This window comes from Pedobacter xixiisoli (assembly GCF_900215335.1).
GTDB lineage: Bacteria > Bacteroidota > Bacteroidia > Sphingobacteriales > Sphingobacteriaceae > Pedobacter > Pedobacter xixiisoli.
Window position 1 is genome coordinate 580843 of record NZ_OCMT01000003.1, and the last position, 14559, is coordinate 595401.

A 14559-nucleotide genomic window follows, 5' to 3' on the forward strand; every position below is an offset into this window, starting at 1 on the left:
CATGAAAAAATATTTATCAATTTTACCTGTGTTTATATTTTTACTGACACTAGGTTCTTGTAAAAAAAGCTATTTAGATACCACGCCTTCTGATCAAATTGATGCTGATAAGATATTCGACAGTGTTAATAACGTGAAAGTTGCGCTAAACGGTGTTTATCGTGCAATGTATATGCAGTACTCTGATCAGGAGCAAGACGGTCATCCAGCCATGATGATTGTAATGGATTTTATGGGCGAGGACATTGTACATACGGCAGCTGGTACAGTTTACTTTAAAGGCGCTTACAGATGGACCGACCATAGGATAGAGCTAAATGATTTGCCTTATTTTTCTTATCGATTATATTACAGGATCATTGCCAATGCGAATATTATTCTAGAAGGGATTGATCGTGTACCAGGAATTACCCCGGCTCAAAAGAATCCAATTGTAGGCGAATGTTTAGCTATTAGAGGTTGGGCGCATTTTATGCTCGTACAATTATTTGGAAAAAGGTACGATGCTGATTTACTCAATAATGATCCAACGGGATTGAATTCTCCACGAGTTGAGTTAGGTGTTCCAATAGTGACTAAGTACTCTTTGGATCCTCATCCTAGAGCTACGGTAGAACAAGTTTATATTCAGGTGAATAAAGATTTAGATGAAGCTATCAAACTGTTGGATGGAGCACCTGCTCGTGGTATCTACAGAACCCATATTGATAAAAGCGTAGCTCAAGGTATCAAAGCTAGGGTAGCGCTTACTCAGCAGAATTGGGTAGATGCAGCTAAATACGCTATGGATGCAATGCAAGGCTATCAATTAATGTCTAATACATCTTACTTAGATGGTTTCTCAGACATGAAAAATTCAGAATGGATGTGGGGTGCTCACCAGCTGCCAGATCAGATACCAGCTTACGGATCTTTCTATGCTTACATGTCTTCCAATTTTAATTCATCACATACAAGATCAAATCCTAAGAAAATAAACATTGAGTTGTACAATCTCATAAGCAACACAGATGTTAGGAAGAAACTGTTTTGTAATGATGTAAATGATTACGTTAATTTCCCAGGATTGATAGATGCGTCTACTGGACAGCCGGCTTCATCTCAAACAAGGGCAAGATATATGCACAAAAAGTTTGTGGTTTCCGATCCTGCAATTAGTGCCGGCGATATTCCTTACATGAGGGTAGCCGAAATGTACTTAATTGCTGCCGAAGCAAAGGCTAGGCAAGGACTTGATGTAGAAGCGATGGATATTTTAGAATTGTTGGCTAAGAATAGAGATCCTAACTTTGTACGTCCAACTAACCTCACAGGCATTTTAACGGATCAGAAAAGTTTGATCATGGTACAACGAAGGGCAGAACTGTGGGGCGAAGGATTTCGATTTCTTGATTTAAAAAGGCAAAATGTTGCGCTTAGCAGACCAACCGCTACTGGTCATACCGCTACTTTAGCAAATGTTGGCGTTAATTCAAATTTGATAGCTTCAGACAAGCGATGGCAGTTTTTACTTCCTAGAAGGGAGTTGCAGGCGAACCCGCTGATGGAGCAAAATCCACTATAAGCATTATATAAGTTAGTTAGATATGTTTGACTGTAGGAGCATGAAATTGTTCCTCACAGTCATCCTATTCAATTGATTTTCTAAAAAGGACGACATGTATCTGGTTATCCGCAAATAAAAGCCATGAGAAAAATAGTTTTATTGTTGCTGATTATTTTAGCGCTATTGGCTATTAATATACTTGCTTGATGAAATACATCAAACTAAAATTTCACTTAATAGATTTTGAAGATGAAACGAATTAATTTATGGATTTTGGCTAGCTTGCTGCTAACTGCTACAGCTTGTAAAAAGAGTAATTCGGGTACGGATGAAGGAAAAAAAGAAGAGCCTCAACCTGTAGTAGAATATAAACCAAATACAACTTACTATGGAAAAGGGAATTTAGTAAAACTGGTAACAGGAGACTTAAATTCGCCCATTATTTTGGCATCGCCCCATGATGGGACAGAAAAGCCCGAAGATATGCCAGTAAGAACACACACCGATGCTGTGGTAGTTAGAGATCTCTACTTAACGGATGTAACTGAGAAAGTTGCCGCCGCATTGTATGCAAAAACGGGGCTTCGTCCTCATATCGTCATCAATTACGTAGAAAGGGCCAGAATGGAGCCCAATCGGGCGCTAGCAGAAACCTACCATAAAAGTGAAGCTGCCAATGCACTTTGGAGAGAGTATCATGAGTTTTTGAAAGGTGCAAAAGAAATGGTAGAAAAGAACGTAGGCAAAGGCTTGTTTTTAGATATGCATGGTCACGGTCATGATAAAGATAGGATCGAAGTTGGTTATCTTACAGCTATATCCGACCTAAACGGAACTGACGATTTATTGAATAATAAAGCTACAGCTTCTAGTATCTATAACATTTCCACCACTTCGCCTTATTCTTTTTCTCAGCTAATTAGAGGAGATTATGCTTTTGGAACTTTGTTAGCAAACGAAGGTGTAAAGGCCGTGCCAAGCAAACAAGACCCAAAACCAAATAGTGACCCCTATTTTAATGGAGGCTATTGTACGCTTACTTATGGTTCAAAAGTATCGGGTAAAGTATCTGCAATACAATTGGAAACCCCAGGACCTGGTTTTAGAGATAATGCTGCTCTGAGAACTGCCTCAGCGCCTAAGGTAGCAGATGCGATCATCAAATACATGCAAACTCACTACGGTTTGTTTATAGGTAAATAAATCAGCGTTAGGCGGTAGATATTTCTATCGCCTTCCGTTTAATTCATCTAATTTATTACGTTCATCTTGCAGCTCTCTAGCTAATTTGCGCTCTTTTTCCACTGATTTAGCTTTGTAAGCCTGATATTCATCGGCAACCTCGTTGTATAATTGGGTACGGTGCTTAGCTTCGCTAATGCTTTTTCCAGATCTTGCAATCACAACGATTAAAGCAATCGCTAAAACGCCAATTACGCTCCAAACAATAATGTTATATGTTCCCTTTTCAAAAGGAATACCCAAAAATCTAATTTCGTTTACCTTATTCGTGTTCTCCGTTAGTGATGCATCCTTTCCAGAGATTTCAGTTTTTAAATAGCTAACTGTCTTTTCTTGTTCGGTTAGTTTCTGTTGAAGACTTTTTCGCTCAGCTCTCTCCTTTTTCAGGGTATCCCCAACGCTTTTCCAGAGTTGGTCTAGACGATAGCCCGCAACCATTTTATAGCCATCAGCCGATGTACGGGTACGAGACAGCATAAACTTATATTGACCATTTAAACTTGGGTCGGTATTTTTAACGGTATCTCGTTGCCAAGTCCTAGTGGTAGTTGGCACATTGGTAATAGGTTTTTGCGCAGTATTAAGCGTTTGGGCAAAAGAAGTTCCTGTTAGAATACTAAAAAATAAAATGCTAGTAAAAGAGAGTAATGTTTGTCTCATAATTATAATCATTTATACTAAAACAGTATAAGTAAAGAATTATTGTTTTAAGTAATTGTGTGATGTTCGCTAATTCTGCTCAAGTTAGGATGTTTAATCAAAAAATCAATTGATTATGCTCATTTTTTTTATCATTGGGCAGCTTTAATTTCGTAAAATGCATATTGGAATAATTGGATTAGGGGATATGGGCAAGCTTTATGCGCTTGCTTTTGCCAAAAATGGCTACAAAGTGTGTGGTACAGATGTTTTTCATCAATTGGAAGAGCTTAAAAACGAGCTTTCTTGTCAGTATATAGAAGTATTGCCAGACGGACACGAAGTTTCTCGAAAATCAGATTTCATCATCTATTGCGTAGAGGCGGAAAAAATTGATGCAGTAGTATCTCAATTTGCAAAATCCACAAAGTACGGAGCCATCGTTGCTGGACAAACTTCGGTTAAGCATCCAGAAATTGCAGCCTTTGAAAAATATCTGCCAGCAGATGCAAACATTGTAACCAGTCATTCTCTGCATGGCCCTGGGTTTAGCACCGAAGGACAGACCTTAGTGGTTATTCGCCATAGAGCTACAGATGAAATCTATCAAAAAGCTTTAGAGGTTTACAAAGCTTTGGGTTCAAATATCATTGAAATGGATAGCTACCAACAGCATGACCAAATTGTGGCTGATACACAAGCGGTAACCCACATGGGCTTTGAAAGCATGGGCTCGGCATGGAAAAATGCCGGTTTTTACCCTTGGGATAATCCCGTTTACGCTGGCGGTATTGATAACGTGAAAGTGTTGACTACTTTGCGTATTTTTAGTTATAAATCTCACATTTATGCTGGCTTGGCAATTTTAAATCCTTACGCTCAAAAGCAAGTGAGGGAATATGCAAAAACAGAAAGTGAGCTCTTTGCATTAATGATTGCAGAAAATGAAAAAGCCTTTAGAGCCAAGATTGATGGTGCAAAAGATTTCGTGTTTAGTAATGATGATAAGCCGCTTTTGTTAAATAGCGAAGTAATGGATGCGTTCAGCATGGCTGATAAAGCACACAATAGGAAACCAAATTCTCACCTCAGTATATTAAGTATGGTTTGCGCTTGGCATGCAATGGGTGTAAATCCTTATGATAACTTAATTTGCCAAACACCTCCATTTCGCTTGCGTCTGGGTATCGCCGAATATCTTTTTAAAAACGAAGAGTTATTAGAAGAAACTATCCAGGCAGCTCTTTTTGACAAAAGTATTCGAAAAGATGATTTGGAATTTCACACTGCAGTTCACGAATGGGCCTCTATCATAGGTTATGGAGATATGAAAGGTTATAAGGCGCATTTCGAAGCGGCAAAATCTTTCTTTGATGGTCGTTTGGAAAAGGCAAGAACACTAAGTACAGAAATGATATCCAAATTAATAGATTGAAAGCACTTGAGCTCCCCAATTCATCTGCTAATATAAATAGCACGTCATTGCGAGCTTTGCGAAGCAATCTCTTTTGAAATTAAATCAAAAATTAAGAACAGTTATGTCGTATCTGTGTTGATGATTGTATCATTTAAAAATAATTTTTTGCAAACTTTTTTAATTTTAAAATACATTAAAGTGTTTATATTCAGTATTTTGATTATTATTTTTTGTAAACTTTTTTATTTCTATAATTTTTAAGTTGTGATTTTTTGTAGGTTTGTATTACACGTATTAACACTTAGATTATGGAAAAACTTACTGCTCAGCAGTCCGTTACTTACACGCAAGAAGAGGCTTATGCCGCTGCACTTCAATATTTTAAAGGAGATGATTTAGCCGCCAGAGTTTGGGTAAACAAGTATGCGCTAAAAGACTCATCGGGAGTTTTGTATGAACTGGATCCTAATGATATGCATAAACGTATCTCGTCTGAAATAGCTAGAATAGAGCAGAAGTATCCTAATCCATTAACTGAAACTGAAATTTTCGAGTTAATCAAAGATTTTAAATACATCATCCCGCAAGGTAGTCCAATGACGGGTATTGGAAACCCTTTCCAAATCGCCTCTCTTTCCAATTGCTTTGTAATCGGTAATAGTGGAGATTCTGATTCTTATGGTGGGATAATGAAGATAGACCAAGAGCAGGTGCAATTGATGAAACGTAGGGGTGGAGTTGGTCACGATTTGTCGCATATCCGTCCAAAAGGTTCTGCGGTAAAAAATTCTGCCTTAACCTCCACAGGGATTGTGCCTTTCATGGAGCGTTTTTCAAATTCTACCCGCGAAGTTGCGCAAGATGGTCGTAGGGGAGCTTTGATGTTGTCGGTTTCTATCAAACATCCTGATGCCGAAGATTTCATCGATGCAAAATTAGAGCAAGGCAAAGTAACCGGCGCCAATGTTTCTGTTCGTATCAACGATGAATTTATGAAGTCTGTGGAGGAAGGTGTGCCGTTTATTCAGCAATATCCTGTAAAAGGAAATAATCCTGTGTTTTCTAAAGAAACTGATGCCAATTCCCTTTGGAAAAAAATAGTTCACAATGCGTGGCGTTCTGCAGAGCCTGGTATTTTGTTTTGGGATACCATTATCAGGGAATCGTTGCCAGATTGTTACGCCGATTTAGGTTACGAAACGGTTTCTACGAACCCTTGTGGCGAGATTCCGTTGTGCCCTTACGATTCTTGTCGTTTATTGGCTATCAACTTATATTCTTACGTAGAGAATCCTTTCACCGCTAAAGCCTCATTCAATTGGGAACTTTTCAGGAAGCATGCCATTTTAGCGCAAAGAATGATGGATGATATTATTGATCTTGAGTTGGAAAAAATCGATACCATTTTGGAGAAGATAGCTCAAGACCCGGAAGAGGAAGAAATCAAAAGAACAGAGCAAAGTTTATGGCTAAATATTCGTAAAAAAGCGGAAGAAGGAAGGCGTACTGGTGTTGGCATCACTGCCGAAGGCGATATGTTGGCTGCTTTAGGTTTGCGCTACGGAACAAAAGAAGGTTCCGCATTTTCAATCGAAGTACATAAGAAATTAGCTTTGGCGGCTTATCGTTCATCGGTTGATATGGCTAAAGAAAGAGGTGCCTTCGCGATTTACGATGCAGATAGGGAGAAGGCAAATCCGTTCATGCTGAGGTTAAAAGAGGCCGATGCGCAATTGTACTATGATATGACTGAGTACGGACGTAGAAATATTGCATTATTAACTATTGCTCCAACCGGCACTACCAGCTTAATGTCTCAGACTACCTCTGGTGTAGAACCGGTATTTATGCCAGTTTACAAACGTCGTAGAAAAGTGAACCCTAATGATAAAGAGGCAAGGGTTGATTTTGTGGATGAGGTTGGCGATTCATGGGAAGAGTACATCGTGTTCCATCACAAATTTAAAGATTGGATGACTATAAACGGTCACGACACAAATTATAACTATAGCCAAGAAGAGCTGAACGCACTAATCGAACAATCCCCTTACTACAAGGCCACTTCTAACGATGTAGATTATTTGGAGAAAGTAAGGATGCAGGGCGAAATCCAGAAATGGGTAGACCATTCTATCAGCGTAACTATTAATATGCCTAATGATGTTTCTGAGGAATTGGTTGGCAAATTGTACATGGCGGCATGGAAAGCTGGATGTAAAGGCGTAACTGTATATCGCGATGGTTCTCGTTCGGGAGTGTTAATCGCTATAGATGATAAGAAAAAAGAAGAGGTTCAGACCGAGGAAGTAGCTTCTTTCCCTACTATTCGTCCGCAGGTATTGGAAGCAGATATTGTTCGTTTTCAAAATAACAAAGAGAAATGGATTGCTTTTATCGGTTTAGTAGATGAAAGACCTTACGAAATTTTTACTGGTCTGGCAGATGATGAGGATGGAATTTCTATTCCTCGCTGGCTTAACCGTGGTGCCATCATCAAAAATAAAGAGGCTGATGGTGCTACCAGATATGATTTCCAATTTAAAAACCAAAGAGGTTACAAAACAACTATCGAAGGCTTGTCGCATAAGTTTAACCCAGAGTATTGGAATTATGCAAAGCTGATTTCAAGTACACTTCGCCACGGCATGCCAATTGAAAAAGTAGTAGAGCTAATTGGCAGTCTACAATTGGATGAAGCCATCAATACTTGGAAAAATGGTGTAGCAAGAGCTTTGAAAAGATATATTCCAGATGGAACGGAAGTGGGTAAAGCTAAGTGCAGCAACTGTAATTCTACTAATCTGCACTACCAAGAGGGCTGCTTAACTTGTAGTGATTGCGGTTCGTCTAAGTGTGGATAGTACGATTGCTATACTTGTTAGTCATTTCTAAAACGTTCAGACTTACGAAGTCTCAAAGACTTCGTAAGTCTTTCTAGGCACTTCGCAATGACGACAAGTGAAATAGAATCGAAAAAAAACAGACCATCCAATCATTTGAAAAACCAGTATAAACTATAAATTCTAAGTACCCCATAGACATTCTTTTATTGCTTTTTTATTGCATAAAGCCAATGGGTGTGCCTTATATTTGCCGCCATGTCGGTATTAGTATTTACATTAATTGTACTTGTTGGCGCTTTTTTAGCTGGGTTCTTGGGCTCACTTACAGGCTTAGGTGGCGGCGTAATCATTATTCCTTTACTTACGTTGGGTTTAGGGGTTGATATCCATTATGCCATCGGTGCTTCCATCATTTCTGTGATTGCAACATCTACCGGTTCGGCTGCTGCTTATGTAAAAGAGGGGCTAACCAACATGCGTATCGGGATGTTTTTAGAAATAGCAACCACGGTTGGCGCAATTCTAGGGGCGGTAATTGCCGTTTATCTAAATGCAGGTTATGTCGCTGTGATATTTGGTTGCATCCTTATCTTCTCTTCTTTAATGACTTTGAAGAAAAAAGTAGATCACTCTACTTTAGAATATACCAGTAAAGGGGCTAGGTTTTTCAAGCTAAATGGTTCTTATCCAGTTAAGGGGGTGGAAACCCCTTATGCAGTTAAAAATGTAGCTGGCGGATTTTTCATGATGTTGTTCGCTGGTACTTTGTCTGGTTTGCTCGGTATTGGCAGTGGAGCCTTAAAAGTAATCGCAATGGACAATATCATGCGTTTGCCTTTCAAGGTCTCTACAACTACCAGTAATTTCATGATGGGAGTTACCGCTGCGGCGAGTGCTGTAGTGTACCTTCACCGCGGACAAATAGATCCAGGTATTGCAATGCCGGTTTGTATCGGTGTATTGATTGGCGCTACTGTTGGCGCAAAGGTTCTAGTAAGAGCTAAAACAGATAAGTTAAAAATTGTATTTGCGGTGGTGGTAACCATATTGGCAGTACAAATGATATATAAAGGATTGTCGGGAGGTTTTTAATGGAACAAACTAAAAATATAACTGATAAAGATATTCAAAGCTTAGTGGGTAACCTCTTAAGAGCTGGCGTGTACCTCTCTATGGCTATTGTAGTGCTGGGAGGAATCATCTATTTGTTAGATCATTCTGCAGAGAAAATAGATTATGCAGTTTTTGATTTCAATAAAGTTTCATTAAAAACAGTAGAAGCCATTTTTTCTGAGGTGTTAACTTTTAAAGGCGCTGCAGTTGTTCAGTTTGGCTTATTGATGCTGATTTTCACGCCAATTGCAAGGGTCTTGATGGCTGTAATAAGTTTCTTCGTCGAAAAGGATTACTTATATGTATTAATAGGGCTTATTGTTCTATCTATTATTATGGTGAGCTTAAGTGGTGGTTTTGCGCATTAAGCTAAACTATAAAATTAATATTTTATCAGTTGGGCAGTAGTATGGCTCAAGTAGGTCAAAGGTAGGGTTAAAGTAGGGATAGAGTACTAGTAGTGTACTAAGTTATGCTTGCATAGTAATTTTTAAGAGCATGTACTTTCTTCTCAAATAAGAATGAACTTGACTTAAGTTTGCTGGCAATAAAATCACCAATAATCGAGCTCTTTGCTGCATAAAATGGAAATTCGACTGATTAGGGTGAAAACACGATTAGGGAAATAAAAGAGAATAATATAATTGCTTATTATTCAGTTTATTGTGTTTGTTCATTGTTTTTGGGTGCTCTAAGAATCATCGGCTTTTCGCCATCTCTAATCTTAATTAATAAAACCTTAAAAATTTTTTAGCTAACTATTTGAAAATTAATAATTCTTGCCTATCTTTGCCGTCCCTTAACGGGGATTGTATATCCACCTTGAACGAAGCCCTACTGCTTCGATGGGTGTTAACTTAATTAAAGAAATGTCAGGAATTATTGGAAAAAAAGTAGGAATGACCAGTATTTTCGATGCAGAAGGAAGAAACATTCCTTGTACTGTAATCGAAGCTGGGCCTTGTGTAGTTACACAAGTTAAAACCGAAGAAATCGACGGTTATTCATCTATTCAGCTAGGATATGATGAAGCTAAAGAGAAAAACGTAACGCAACCTTTAAAAGGTCATTACGCAAAAGCAAACACTACCCCAAAACGTAAGCTTGTTGAGTTCTCTGAGTTTGAAAATGCTTTAAACTTAGGCGACACTATTACTGTAGACATCTTCTCAGAAGGTGACTATGTTGATGTTGTTGGAACTTCAAAAGGTAAAGGTTTCCAAGGTGTTGTGAAACGTCATGGTTTCGCAGGTGTTGGTGGTCAAACCCACGGTCAGCATAACAGAATGCGTGCACCAGGTTCATTAGGAGCTTCTTCTTGGCCTTCACGTGTATTCAAAGGAATGCGTATGGCTGGTAGAACAGGAGGTGATAGAGTGAAAGTTCAAAACTTACAAGTATTGAAAGTTTACGCTGAGCAAAACCTAGTGGTAGTTAGTGGTTCCATTCCAGGAGCTAAAGGTTCTTACGTAATCTTAGATAAGTAAGCAGATGGAAGTTAAAGTAGTAAACATTTCAGGAAAAGAGACAGGTGCCAAGGTGCAACTTCCTGAGTCGGTATTTGGTGTTACACCAAACGATCACGCAATTTACTTAGATGTAAAACAGTATTTGGCTAACCAACGTCAAGGTACTCACAAATCTAAGCAACGTAACGAAATTGCTGGTTCTACCCGTAAATTATACAAACAAAAAGGTACTGGTGGTGCACGTGCCGGAAGCATTAAATCTCCATTGTTCAATGGTGGTGGTCGTGTTTTTGGTCCTCAACCAAGAGACTATAGTTTTAAATTGAACAAAAAACTAAAATCACTAGCTCGTAAATCAGCTTTGGCTTATAAAGCACAAGATAACAGCATCGTAGTTTTAGAAGATTTCAGCTTTGATAGCATCAAAACTAAAAACTATATCAATTTGGTTAACGCATTAAATTTAACAGGTGAAAAAACTTTGTTAGTGTTACCAGAGCAAAACAACAATATTTATTTATCAAGCAGAAATATCCAGAAAGCTAAAGTAATTACCGCAGGCGATTTAAATACTTATGATGTATTAAACGCTGGTAAACTTTTGTTAACTGCTAATTCGCTTAAAACATTGGAGGAGGCATTTGCCAAGTAATATGGAAATTTTACAAAGACCAATTTTAACCGAAAAAGCATCTGCATTAACTGAAAAATCTAACCGTTTTACTTTCAGAGTAGATCATAGAGCTAACAAGTTGCAGATTAAATCAGCTATTGAGCAGATGTACGGTGTTAACATCGTAGCCCTAAACACAATGGTTGTTCAAGGTAAGGCAAAATCTAGAAATACTAAAGCAGGTTTAGTAACTGGCCGTAGCCCTAAATACAAAAAAGCTATTGTTACATTGAAAGATGGCGAAACAATAGATTATTACGCGAATATTTAATATCAAAATTGAATAATTTATAACTATGGGCTTAAGAAAATTTAAACCAGTCACTCCGGGTACCCGCTTTAGAGTTGGTGCTAGTTTTACGGAGATTACAGCAACCAAGCCCGAAAAATCATTGGTTGTATCTTCTAAAAAATCAGGAGGTCGTAACAATACAGGAAAGATGACTATGCGCTACATTGGTGGTGGTCACAAAAAATCTTACCGTTTAATCGATTTTAAACGTGATAAATTTGATATTCCTGCAACAGTAGCAACTGTTGAATACGATCCGAACCGTACTGCACGTATTGCGTTATTGCACTACGCAGACGGAGAGAAGCGCTACATTATTGCACCTGAAGGGTTGCAAGTAGGACAAACTGTGCTTTCGGGTGAAAACGCTACTCCAGAAGTAGGTAACACTTTAACGTTAGCAAAAATTCCTTTGGGATCTATCATCCATAACTTGGAAATTCAACCAGGTAAAGGAGCTCAATTAGCACGTAGTGCTGGTGCTTATGCACAATTAGCTGCTAGAGATGGTAAATATGCAACAGTTAAAATGCCATCAGGTGAAGTAAGATCTATCTTAGTAACTTGTTTAGCTACAATTGGTGCAGTATCTAACTCTGATCATGCAAACGAAGTATTGGGTAAAGCAGGTCGTGCTCGTTGGGTTGGTCGTCGTCCTCGTACACGTCCAGTAGCAATGAACCCAGTAGATCACCCAATGGGTGGTGGTGAAGGTAGATCATCAGGTGGTCACCCTCGTTCAAGAAACGGCGTTTTAGCTAAAGGCTTCAAAACTCGTTCTAAGAAAAAATACTCAAATCGTTTCATCATAGAGAAAAGGAAGAAATAATGGCTCGTTCGATAAAAAAAGGACCTTATATTGACCATAACGTAGAGAAAAAAGTAAACTCTATGAATGATTCAGGCAAAAGGACTGTAATCAAAACTTGGTCTCGTAGATCAATGATCTCACCAGATTTCGTTGGTCACACATTTGCTGTGCACAATGGCAATAAATTTATACCAGTATACGTAACAGAAAACATGGTTGGCCACAAGCTAGGGGAGTTCGCTCCAACTAGAACCTTTAGAGGTCACTCTGAAAAGAAAAAATAATTAAAAGATGGAAGCAGTAGCGAAATTAAACAATTGCCCAACCTCACCGCGTAAGATGCGTTTGGTTGTGGATCTTATCAGAGGTGAGCGTGTTGAGAAAGCATTACACATTTTGAAGTTCACTAATAAAGATGCCGCTGAAAGAGTTGAGAAACTTTTATTGTCAGCCATCAATAACTGGGAGCAAAAAAACAGTGGTTCTCGCCCTGAAGAAAGTCAATTAGTCGTTAAGTCGATTATGGTTGGCGGTGGTCGTCAGTTAAAAAGATTAAGACCAGCACCTCAAGGTCGTGGTTACAGAATTCGTAAACGTTCGAATCACGTAACTATTGTAGTAGATAGTATAAACGTTGAATCTAAAACTAATTAACAGAAATGGGACAAAAAGCAAATCCAATAGGCGCCAGATTAGGGATCATCAGAGGATGGGACTCTAATTGGTTCGGAGGCAACAACTATGCTGATAAATTAGTTGAAGACCAAAAAATCAGAAAATACCTTTCAGCTCGTATTGCAAAAGGCGGTGTTTCTAAGGTGGTAATTGAGCGTACATTGAAACGTATCACTGTTACTATCCACACAGCACGTCCAGGAATTGTAATCGGTAAAGCAGGACAAGAGGTTGATAAGATCAAAGAAGAGTTAAAGAAATTGACTAAAAAGGAAATTCAAATTAACATCTTTGAGATTAAACGCCCTGAGTTAGATGCTCAACTAGTAGCAGAAGGTGTTGCAAAACAACTAGAAGCTAGAATCTCGTTCCGTAGAGCAATGAAATCATCTATCGCATCAACCATGCGTATGGGTGCAGAAGGTATCAAAATCATGACTTCAGGTCGTTTAGGTGGTGCTGAGATGGCTCGTAGCGAACAGTATAAAGAAGGAAGAATTCCTTTGCATACTTTCCGTGCTGATATTGACTACGCTTTAGCAGAAGCTTTAACTACTTATGGTAAAATAGGTATCAAAGTATGGATCTGTAAAGGTGAGGTTTACGGCAAACGTGATCTTTCTCCAAACATCGGCGCTGCAAACAACGCACCTGGTAAAGGTGGCAGACCAGAAGGTAACTTCGGCGGTCGCGATGGCGGAAGAGATAACAGAGGCGGTGGCGACAGAAGAAACGATAAACGCGGTGGCGGAAATCGTCCAGGTGGTCCAGGCCAAGGCGGAAGAGATAACAGAGGTGGTGGTGCTAACAGAGGCCCACGCAAATAGTCAACAGATCGTTTAACGATAATATTAAAATAAAATGTTACAGCCAAAAAGAACGAAGTTCAGAAAGATGCAAAAAGGCAGAATGAAAGGTTTAGCAACTCGTGGTGCTGAATTATCATTCGGTTCTTTCGGGATTAAATCTTTAGAGGCAACTTGGATCACAAGTCGCCAAATAGAAGCAGCCCGTATCGCAGTAACTCGTTACATGAAACGTGAAGGTCAGGTTTGGATTAGAGTTTTCCCGGATAAACCGGTAACTAAAAAGCCAGCTGAGGTACGTATGGGTAAAGGTAAAGGTGCTCCTGAGTATTGGGTAGCAGTAGTAAGACCAGGACGTATCCTTTTCGAAGCAGAAGGTGTACCAATGGAAATTGCTAAAGAAGCTTTAAGACTTGCTGCACAGAAATTACCTGTTCAAACAAAATTTGTAGTACGTAGAGATTACGTAGAAGCATAAAAAGCCAAGTGGGATCAATGTTGTAAGTAACTTGTTATTATAACCGCTAGACCCACTTCATTAAAATAAATAAAATGAAAAACTCAGAAATCAAAGGGCTTTCTCAAGAAGAATTAGTAGCTAAGATTGCGGAAGAAAAACAAAACTTGGTTAAGTTGAAATTTGCGCATACAATTTCGGCTATCGAAAATCCTAACCGCATTACTGCGGCTAGAAAAACTATAGCCCGTTTAAACACTGAATTGTCTGCTGTTAAAAATGCAGCAGTAGCTACAGAAACTAAATAATTTTAGAGCCCAATGGAAAGAAATTTAAGAAAAACAAGAATCGGGTTGGTAGTGAGCAACAAAATGGATAAATCTGTTGTAGTTGCAGTGGAGCGTAAAGTGAAGCACCCAATCTATGGTAAGTTCGTTAAAACAACTACCAAATTTATGGCTCATGACGAGAAAAACGAGTGTGGTATCGGTGATACTGTAGAAATCATGGAAACTCGTCCGTTGAGTAAAAACAAGAACTGGAGATTGGTACAAATTTTAGAAAAAGCTAAATAAG

At 38.8% G+C, this 14559-nt stretch carries 17 protein-coding genes; 16 read left to right on the forward strand and 1 reads right to left on the reverse strand.

The annotated features are described in order from the left end of the window. Window position 1 precedes the first annotated feature (1 nt). Both CRO54_RS14590 and CRO54_RS14595 read left to right on the forward strand, forming a co-directional pair. A complete protein-coding gene (locus tag CRO54_RS14590; RefSeq protein WP_097132809.1) occupies window positions 2-1564 on the forward strand; it encodes a RagB/SusD family nutrient uptake outer membrane protein in 1563 nt (520 codons plus the stop codon). 231 nt (window positions 1565-1795) lie between these two features. Continuing rightward, complete coding sequence (locus CRO54_RS14595; protein WP_097132810.1) at window positions 1796-2749, forward strand: hypothetical protein; 954 nt, start codon at window positions 1796-1798, stop codon at window positions 2747-2749. Between the two features lie 24 nt (window positions 2750-2773). Here the strand turns inward: CRO54_RS14595 and CRO54_RS14600 are convergent, their stop codons facing one another. Continuing rightward, window positions 2774-3448 (reverse strand): hypothetical protein, encoded by a 675-nt coding sequence (locus tag CRO54_RS14600; RefSeq protein WP_097132811.1) that lies wholly within the window; start codon window positions 3446-3448, stop codon window positions 2774-2776. Window positions 3449-3605: 157 nt separating this feature from the next. Here CRO54_RS14600 and CRO54_RS14605 point away from each other — a divergent pair, with 157 nt between their 5' ends. From CRO54_RS14605 to rpsQ, 14 genes are all read left to right on the forward strand, one after another. Next, window positions 3606-4862: a prephenate dehydrogenase gene (locus CRO54_RS14605; protein WP_097132812.1), complete on the forward strand. Its 1257-nt coding sequence runs from the start codon at window positions 3606-3608 to the stop codon at window positions 4860-4862. A gap of 290 nt (window positions 4863-5152) precedes the next feature. Next, window positions 5153-7705, forward strand: a complete 2553-nt coding sequence (locus CRO54_RS14610; RefSeq protein WP_097132813.1) for an adenosylcobalamin-dependent ribonucleoside-diphosphate reductase — start codon at window positions 5153-5155, stop codon at window positions 7703-7705. Window positions 7706-7942: 237 nt separating this feature from the next. Beyond that, window positions 7943-8779, forward strand: coding sequence for a sulfite exporter TauE/SafE family protein (locus CRO54_RS14615; protein ID WP_097132814.1), 837 nt, complete (start codon window positions 7943-7945; stop codon window positions 8777-8779). Then, window positions 8779-9168, forward strand: a complete 390-nt coding sequence (locus CRO54_RS14620; protein ID WP_097132815.1) for a DUF1634 domain-containing protein — start codon at window positions 8779-8781, stop codon at window positions 9166-9168. The genes CRO54_RS14615 and CRO54_RS14620 overlap by 1 nt, the downstream gene beginning before the upstream one ends. A gap of 501 nt (window positions 9169-9669) precedes the next feature. Then, a complete protein-coding gene (gene rplC, locus CRO54_RS14625) occupies window positions 9670-10287 on the forward strand; it encodes a 50S ribosomal protein L3 (protein ID WP_097133104.1) in 618 nt (205 codons plus the stop codon). A 4-nt stretch (window positions 10288-10291) separates the two neighbouring features. Beyond that, a complete protein-coding gene (gene rplD, locus CRO54_RS14630; RefSeq protein ID WP_097132816.1) occupies window positions 10292-10921 on the forward strand; it encodes a 50S ribosomal protein L4 in 630 nt (209 codons plus the stop codon). Between the two features lies 1 nt (window position 10922). Continuing rightward, window positions 10923-11213 carry a 50S ribosomal protein L23 gene (gene rplW, locus CRO54_RS14635; RefSeq protein ID WP_097132817.1) on the forward strand — a complete coding sequence of 97 codons (291 nt, stop codon included), beginning with the start codon at window positions 10923-10925 and terminating at the stop codon, window positions 11211-11213. 25 nt (window positions 11214-11238) lie between these two features. Further along, on the forward strand, window positions 11239-12063 hold the full coding sequence (gene rplB, locus CRO54_RS14640) for a 50S ribosomal protein L2 (protein WP_097132818.1): 825 nt from the start codon (window positions 11239-11241) through the stop codon (window positions 12061-12063). Continuing rightward, window positions 12063-12329, forward strand: coding sequence for a 30S ribosomal protein S19 (gene rpsS / locus CRO54_RS14645; RefSeq protein WP_097132819.1), 267 nt, complete (start codon window positions 12063-12065; stop codon window positions 12327-12329). The genes rplB and rpsS overlap by 1 nt, the downstream gene beginning before the upstream one ends. Window positions 12330-12336: 7 nt before the next feature. Next, window positions 12337-12699, forward strand: coding sequence for a 50S ribosomal protein L22 (gene rplV / locus CRO54_RS14650; protein ID WP_097132820.1), 363 nt, complete (start codon window positions 12337-12339; stop codon window positions 12697-12699). Between the two features lie 5 nt (window positions 12700-12704). Continuing rightward, window positions 12705-13547, forward strand: a complete 843-nt coding sequence (rpsC, locus tag CRO54_RS14655; RefSeq protein WP_097132821.1) for a 30S ribosomal protein S3 — start codon at window positions 12705-12707, stop codon at window positions 13545-13547. A gap of 34 nt (window positions 13548-13581) precedes the next feature. After that, window positions 13582-14004 (forward strand): 50S ribosomal protein L16, encoded by a 423-nt coding sequence (rplP, locus tag CRO54_RS14660; RefSeq protein WP_097132822.1) that lies wholly within the window; start codon window positions 13582-13584, stop codon window positions 14002-14004. 74 nt (window positions 14005-14078) lie between these two features. Then, window positions 14079-14291 carry a 50S ribosomal protein L29 gene (rpmC, locus tag CRO54_RS14665; RefSeq protein ID WP_097132823.1) on the forward strand — a complete coding sequence of 71 codons (213 nt, stop codon included), beginning with the start codon at window positions 14079-14081 and terminating at the stop codon, window positions 14289-14291. Between the two features lie 12 nt (window positions 14292-14303). Continuing rightward, window positions 14304-14558: a 30S ribosomal protein S17 gene (gene rpsQ, locus CRO54_RS14670; protein WP_097132824.1), complete on the forward strand. Its 255-nt coding sequence runs from the start codon at window positions 14304-14306 to the stop codon at window positions 14556-14558. Window position 14559: the final 1 nt, after the last annotated feature.

What these genes read in the sequence shown, in the direction of transcription:
- CRO54_RS14620 (WP_097132815.1), top strand. Translation starts at nt 8,779, where the DNA reads ATGGAACAAACTAAAAATATAACTGATAAAGATATTCAAAGCTTAGTG.
- rplP (WP_097132822.1), top strand. Translation starts at nt 13,582, where the DNA reads ATGTTACAGCCAAAAAGAACGAAGTTCAGAAAGATGCAAAAAGGCAGA.
- CRO54_RS14590 (WP_097132809.1), top strand. Translation starts at nt 2, where the DNA reads ATGAAAAAATATTTATCAATTTTACCTGTGTTTATATTTTTACTGACA.
- rplB (WP_097132818.1), top strand. Translation starts at nt 11,239, where the DNA reads ATGGGCTTAAGAAAATTTAAACCAGTCACTCCGGGTACCCGCTTTAGA.
- rpsC (WP_097132821.1), top strand. Translation starts at nt 12,705, where the DNA reads ATGGGACAAAAAGCAAATCCAATAGGCGCCAGATTAGGGATCATCAGA.
- CRO54_RS14595 (WP_097132810.1), top strand. Translation starts at nt 1,796, where the DNA reads ATGAAACGAATTAATTTATGGATTTTGGCTAGCTTGCTGCTAACTGCT.
- rpsS (WP_097132819.1), top strand. Translation starts at nt 12,063, where the DNA reads ATGGCTCGTTCGATAAAAAAAGGACCTTATATTGACCATAACGTAGAG.
- rpsQ (WP_097132824.1), top strand. Translation starts at nt 14,304, where the DNA reads ATGGAAAGAAATTTAAGAAAAACAAGAATCGGGTTGGTAGTGAGCAAC.
- rplC (WP_097133104.1), top strand. Translation starts at nt 9,670, where the DNA reads ATGTCAGGAATTATTGGAAAAAAAGTAGGAATGACCAGTATTTTCGAT.
- CRO54_RS14605 (WP_097132812.1), top strand. Translation starts at nt 3,606, where the DNA reads ATGCATATTGGAATAATTGGATTAGGGGATATGGGCAAGCTTTATGCG.
- rplV (WP_097132820.1), top strand. Translation starts at nt 12,337, where the DNA reads ATGGAAGCAGTAGCGAAATTAAACAATTGCCCAACCTCACCGCGTAAG.
- CRO54_RS14600 (WP_097132811.1), bottom strand. Translation starts at nt 3,448, where the DNA reads ATGAGACAAACATTACTCTCTTTTACTAGCATTTTATTTTTTAGTATT.
- CRO54_RS14610 (WP_097132813.1), top strand. Translation starts at nt 5,153, where the DNA reads ATGGAAAAACTTACTGCTCAGCAGTCCGTTACTTACACGCAAGAAGAG.
- rpmC (WP_097132823.1), top strand. Translation starts at nt 14,079, where the DNA reads ATGAAAAACTCAGAAATCAAAGGGCTTTCTCAAGAAGAATTAGTAGCT.
- rplD (WP_097132816.1), top strand. Translation starts at nt 10,292, where the DNA reads ATGGAAGTTAAAGTAGTAAACATTTCAGGAAAAGAGACAGGTGCCAAG.
- CRO54_RS14615 (WP_097132814.1), top strand. Translation starts at nt 7,943, where the DNA reads ATGTCGGTATTAGTATTTACATTAATTGTACTTGTTGGCGCTTTTTTA.
- rplW (WP_097132817.1), top strand. Translation starts at nt 10,923, where the DNA reads ATGGAAATTTTACAAAGACCAATTTTAACCGAAAAAGCATCTGCATTA.